Source organism: Bifidobacterium jacchi (assembly GCF_009078285.1).
In the GTDB taxonomy this organism is placed as follows: domain Bacteria; phylum Actinomycetota; class Actinomycetes; order Actinomycetales; family Bifidobacteriaceae; genus Bifidobacterium; species Bifidobacterium jacchi.
Window position 1 is genome coordinate 22264 of sequence record NZ_RQSP01000032.1, and the last position, 6233, is coordinate 28496.

Here is a 6233-nt window from a genome sequence, read left to right on the forward strand (position 1 = left end):
ACTGCCACGCGTCATGCGCATGACGCGTCACGCAGACATTGGAACTTGGACAAGGAGCGCATCATGAATGAAGCGACGGACGACATCGACGACATCAAGGATGGCGCGGCGCGCGCCCTACGGCAGCCGAGGATCACGCTCGATCCACCCTGTGCCGCGTTCGGCGCGAACGAGACCATCGCCGATCTGGGCAGCACCCATTTCATCGGCATAGGCGGTGCCGGCATGAGCGTGCTGGCCGAAATGCTGCACGAGCGTGGCGTTGCGGTCGATGGTTCGGATCGTGAATCCAGCGCGAAGACCGAACGTCTTGAATCCATGGGCATCCGCGTCGAAATCGGCCAGAACGCCAGCAACGTCGCCGAAGCGGACACGGTCGTCTATTCAAGCGCCATCAAGCCGGACAATCCCGAGATCATCGCCGCGGCCGAGCGCGGCGCACGCATCGTGCATCGCAGCGACATCCTCGCCCTGCTCATGCATGGAAGGCGGGCCGTGACGGTCGCGGGAACCCACGGCAAGACGACGACCAGCTCCCTGCTCGCCCACATCCTCACCCATGCCGGCACCGGAGCGCTCGCCGACCCCAGCTACGCGATCGGCGGCACTATTCAGGGACCGGACGGCACGACGCTGGACGGCGGCCATGCCGGCACCGGCGACGTGCTCGTCGCCGAGGCGGACGAATCCGATGGCAGCTTCGAGAAATACCATCCGACCATCGCCATCATCACCAACGCCGAATCCGATCATCTCGACCATTACGGCACTACGGAACGCTACCGCGAGGCCTTCGTCGAGCATGCCCGTCATGCGGCTGGCGCGGATGCGACGCACGGCGGCGAAGCGGGGCATGTGGTGCTGTGCGGCGATGACGAGGGTGCGCTTGAGGTGCTGCGGCGCGTCGATGAGACCACTGCACGCCGCACGATCATCTATTCGACGCACGACGAGACGCGGATCGGCGACCTTCGCGGCGCCGCGTTCGTCCGCATCGAATCCGAGCGGGAGAGTGCGGGCAGCGGCGTCGAATCGTTCCGCATCATACTGCCCGCTGCCGTGGTCGGTGCTGCTGCTGGTGCCGGTGCTGAGGCCGGTGACGCCGTCGGTGACGCCGCCGTGGCCGGGGCGGGTTCCGGCACCGACGCTGATCGGAATCCTCGGGATGTGACGGTGCCCGTGCATCTGATCGTGCCCGGCCTGCACAATGCGCGCAACGCCACCGCCGCGATCATCGCAGCCACTCTGCTGGGCATGCAGCCGGCCGATGCGGCCCGTGCCGCGGGCACGTTCCTCGGCGCGTCCAGGCGCTTCCAGATTCGAGGAACAGTCGATGGCGTCACGGTCGTGGACGACTACGCGCATCATCCGACCGAGATCGCGGCACTGCTCGACGCCGCGCGCCGCCGGTATCCGAACGCCACGCTGCATGTGCTGTTCCAGCCCCATCTGTTCTCGCGCACGCGCTTCTTCGCGCACGAGTTCGCCGAGGCGCTCGCCAAGGCCGATGACGTGATCGTCACCGGCATCTTCCCCGCGCGCGAACGTCAGGCCGATTTCCCTGATGTCGGACCGGGGACAGTCGTCGACGCGGCTGGTGCGGCGGCCGGTTCGGCCGGCTCGGGCGACCCGGGTGGTGCGGGTGACGCGGTTGATTCTGCTGGATCAACCGGTGTGCCGAATCGTCGGGCGGATTGGATCGAAGCGGTCGACGACATGCGCACCGCCGCGCAGATGCTGGCATTGCGTGCGCGTCCGGGTGACGTGATCTTCACGGTGGGAGCCGGGGATGTGACCACGATGGTGCCGGTGCTGCTGCATGCGCTGCAGGCGCGTGCCGGGCAGGTCGGCCGCGACGCCGGGCATGCCGGTGCGGTTGCGGATGGCATTGCTTCTGATGGCGCTGCTTCTGATGCCACTGCTGCGGATGGTCGGGGATGAGCGGCAGAAGAGTGGCCGGTTCGGCCGGTTCCACTGGCTCGGCTGGCTCGGCTGGCTCGGCTGATTTTCCATCGGGTGCGGTGCCTCATCGCGGGGTTGATGCGGATGGTGCCGGGCGACGCATCGCCTCGTCGGCGCATCGCGATGCGCAGACGAATCGCGATGCACGCCCCACTCGTGGCGCGCGATCGTCGTCATCCTCGAAAACGTCAACTGCGCAATCGGCATCGCAGACAACCCTGGCATCGTCCGCATCGCGTGCATTGAGCCGCCTGAAACGTTCCGTCCCATCGCGTTCCCGCCGCGGCCGTTCCGCGGACGCCGTCAGCGTACGTCAGGCGCGTTCGGTGGCGGGGTCGAACACCCGTGCGAATGCGCGTCAGGACATCAGCGCGGGCGGAACCGGGCGCGCAGATGCCGAGTCGGGTGCCAGGTCGGTCGGCAGCGGATTCGTGGATGCCCGACGTCTGCGCAGCGAGGACCACGTCGCGAACACGCTGCGGCAGACGGCCGGCTCGCTGGGCGTCTCCACACGCCCCAAGGTGGTCGATTTCACCGCTCGTCGTCGTGAACGGCGTATGGTGAACGTCAAGGCGATGGCCGGTCGAATTGCTATTGCCGTGCTGGCGTTGGCATTGGTGTGCACGCTGATCTGGGCGTTGTTCTTCTCGTCGGCGCTACGGCTTGAACAGTCCGAGATTCAGGTGACCGGCGACAATGAATGGGTCAAGCGCAGCGATGTGCTCGACATAGCGGACCGGCAGGCGGGTAAGTCGCTGCTGCTGGTATCCACCGAGGATGTCGCCGAACAGCTGGGAGGCATACCGGGAGTGACCAAGGCGGATGTCGTCAAGCGATACCCGCATGGTCTGACCGTGACGGTCGAATCCCAGGAGCCGGCCGCGATTGTCAAAGGCAGCGGGGGAGCGCTGGTGGCGGTCGATTCCAAGTCACGCGTGCTCAATACGGTGGCGACCGCATCCAAGATCAAAGGCATCCCGGTCATCGAGGTGTCCGATATCGACAAGAGCCTTCAAAGCCGTGCCGTCAAGGAGGCGGTGACGATCCTGGCAGGTCTGCCGGCCTCCATGCGCGGATCGATCTCCAAGGTGAGCGCCGCGACCCAGGATTCCATCACCACGCAGATCAACGGCTACACCGTGGTATGGGGCGATTCGAGCCAGCTCAAGCTCAAAACCGCCGTGGTCGACGAACTGATCAACCGCAACGCGTCCAAGCTCAATGGCAAAAAACGCATCGACGTGTCGGCCCCGACCCGACCCATCGTCAAATAGACCGAGATCCGGGCGACGGTGCGGCGATGCGGCGATGAGGCGGTCGCCGATCGTCGCTCGACGGCGGCAGCATGACGGCAGCACGACGGCGGTCATGAGGAATGCGGTCGCGCGTGCATGCGGCTGCGGGCATGGCGACTGCGTGCATCGCGGTCGCGGGCATATGGTCATGTGTGCATGCGTTCAGGTCGGTGAACATGTGTGCGCTGGCGCGGACTCGTCAAGGATGAACGGTGATAGCCTGAACCCGTGGTTCAATGATTCGACTTGTCAGTCGGAAACGACACCAGTCGGAAACGACACCAGTCGGAAACGACACCAGTCGGAAACGACACCAGTCGGAAACGACATGCAGGGAGGCATAATGACTCGGATTCTGGTGGCCGGCATCGACACATCCACCCAATCGACCAAGGTGCGCGTCACCGACGCTGCAACCGGCGAACTGGTACGGTTCGGGCAGGCGAAGCACCCGGACGGCACGAGCTGCGATCCGAACGCGTGGTGGGATGCGTTCCTGGAAGCGAGGAAGCAGGCGGGCGGCCTTGACGATGTCGCCGCTCTGTCGGTCGGCGGACAGCAGCATGGCATGGTGCTGCTTGATCGTCAGGGACGCGTGGTGCGTGACGCGCTCCTGTGGAACGACACCCGTTCCGCACCGGATGCCGAACGTCTGATCGCGCGGCTTGGAGCGTCCGGCAAGGCTGCGGACGGCTCCGAGGATGATCTGAGCGACGATCCGGTCATGCGCGGCCGGCAGCGGTGGGTCCGGGCCGTCGGCTCGTCGCTGGTCGCCTCGCTGACGATCACGAAGATCGCGTGGGTCGCGGCGAACGAGCCTGACAACGCGGCGCGCGTCGCTGCGGTCTGCCTGCCTCACGACTGGCTGAGCTGGCGCATCGCAGGGCACGGACCGGTCCGCGACGACGATCCGACGGCGAACGCCGATCTGGACGCGTTGTTCACCGATCGCTCGGATGCCTCCGGCACCGCGTATTTCGATGCGGCGACGAACGAATACCGCATGGATCTGTTCAAACTGGCGTTCGGCCGCGACGACGTGCTGTTGCCGCGCGTGCTGAAGCCGACCGAGATCGGCGCGATCGCCGATCCTGCGATCGCCGGCGCAGACGTGCCCGGAGGGTGCATCATCGCGCCCGGGGGCGGCGACAATGCGATGGCGTCGTTGGGATTGAACATGGGCGTGGGCGATGTGTCCATCTCACTCGGCACCTCTGGGGTGGCTGCGGCGATATCGTCCTCTCCCGTCTATGATTTGACCGCTTCGGTGACCGGATTCGCCGACTGCACTGGCCATTGGCTGCCGCTCGCCTGCACGCTCAACGGGTCGCGCATCAACGATGCCGGTCGTGCGGCGCTTGGTGTCGATTATGATGAGTTGGCCGATCTTGCCGCGCAGTCGACACCGGGCGCGCAGGGCCTTACGCTGGTTCCGTATTTTGACGGGGAGCGCACGCCGAATCGTCCGAATGCGACGGCCGTGTTGCATGGCATGACGCTGGCGAATACGACGAAGGCGAACATCGCCCGGGCCTTCGTGGAGGCGCTGCTGTGCTCGCAGCGCGACTGTCTGGAACTGGTTCGTGGTCTTGGCGTTGATGTGCGTCGCATTCTGCTCATCGGCGGGGGCGCCCGTTCCGCGGCCGTGCGTGCCTATGCGCCGGGGATTCTGGGCATGGATGTCGAACTGCCGAAGATCGATGAATATGTGGCGATCGGTGCGGCCCGTCAGGCGGCATGGGTGCTGAGCGGCCAGGCGGAGCCTCCGGCATGGACGCTTGACATCGAGGAGACGCTGAGCGGCGAGCCGACGCCTGAAGTGTACGAGCAGTACGCGCGGTATCGCGGCTGAGTCGGGGTGGACGTAGCCGACTGGGTGTGGAGCAGTCGGCTACGTCGTTCATGTGCGAGACGGAGCGCTGGCATATGGCAGATCTGTCACGCGGCGTGTTCTCTCTGATTTCGTCGTCGCGGGACAATTAATGGTGCGCACGGCATGTACGTCTATGTGATCGTGTGCATGGAGCGTACATATCGGGGGTGTGAAGGGTCCTCCCGGCCGTGTCGGGCCGGCGATCGTGTGCATGGAGCGTACATAAGGCGCTGCTGATCGTGTGCATGGAGCGTACGTCTGCGCGATCGTGTGCATAGGATGTTCATGAAGCGCGCGTTTCGTGTCTCTACACAACCGTTCCATGCACACGATGCCTCCGACGACATACATTGCATGCACACGATGCCCGCGCGACAACCGTTCCTTACACACAATGGGTGCGAAAGACACGGTGAGGGCCTGTTGGGGTGCTCTCCAGCGATCATTGTTCGGGGATTTTTGGTTGATCTCCCGAATTTTGTTCACTGAGCGCTTCATAGCGATCGAAATTCGGGAGCAATGGGTTGTATTCCCGAATTTTGTTCGCTGAGACAACCCCAGTGATCATTATTCGGGAGATGGCGGTTTGTTTCCCGAATTATGTTCGCTGGGGCTTGCGACCCCGCTGTGATGCTGCTGTGATGCTGCTGTGATGCTGTTCGGTTTGTGCTCGATGCCGCTGTCCGATGTTGGGTTGCGTTTGTTGTGTCGCTGATTCGTCCGTAACTGCGCGTGATGACGAGGGTGCCGCGCAGTTATGGACGAAAACGGCGGTGGAATCGTCCTTAACTGCGCGGGGACGTCGAGATCGCGCGCAGTTACGGATGATATGCCGTGCGCCCTATGCCGTGCGCCCGCCATGCTCGTGCCGCGCATACGGCTGCACTGTGGTGACGCTCCCATACGCCAGTGTTCCCTCTAAGAGTGTCCGATGCCGAAGTCGTTGCCGGAATGGCCGCCACTCAGTCCCCCAAGCCGGAATCCTTGGCAAGGGGCAGGAATGGTATAAACGAATTTCTTCCGCTAGTGTCCTGCGTCAGTAGTTCGTTGATTATGTTGTTGGCTCCCCTTGTCAGGGGAGCTGGCCCGCGAAGCGGGACTGA

The 6233-nt window shown here is 64.3% G+C and carries 2 protein-coding genes and 1 pseudogene; all 3 read left to right on the forward strand.

Translation table 11 applies throughout. The features are described from left to right. Positions 1 to 63: 63 nt before the first annotated feature. A pseudogene (locus tag EHS19_RS08290) lies at positions 64 to 1854 on the forward strand (UDP-N-acetylmuramate--L-alanine ligase); the annotation flags it as partial. A gap of 83 nt (positions 1855 to 1937) precedes the next feature. After that, positions 1938 to 3236 (forward strand): cell division protein FtsQ/DivIB, encoded by a 1299-nt coding sequence (locus tag EHS19_RS08295; RefSeq protein ID WP_151917291.1) that lies wholly within the window; start codon positions 1938 to 1940, stop codon positions 3234 to 3236. A gap of 364 nt (positions 3237 to 3600) precedes the next feature. Further along, the gene (locus tag EHS19_RS08300) at positions 3601 to 5109 is read left to right on the forward strand and encodes a xylulokinase (RefSeq protein ID WP_151917292.1); all 1509 of its coding nucleotides are present in this window, start codon (positions 3601 to 3603) and stop codon (positions 5107 to 5109) included. Positions 5110 to 6233 lie beyond the last annotated feature (1124 nt).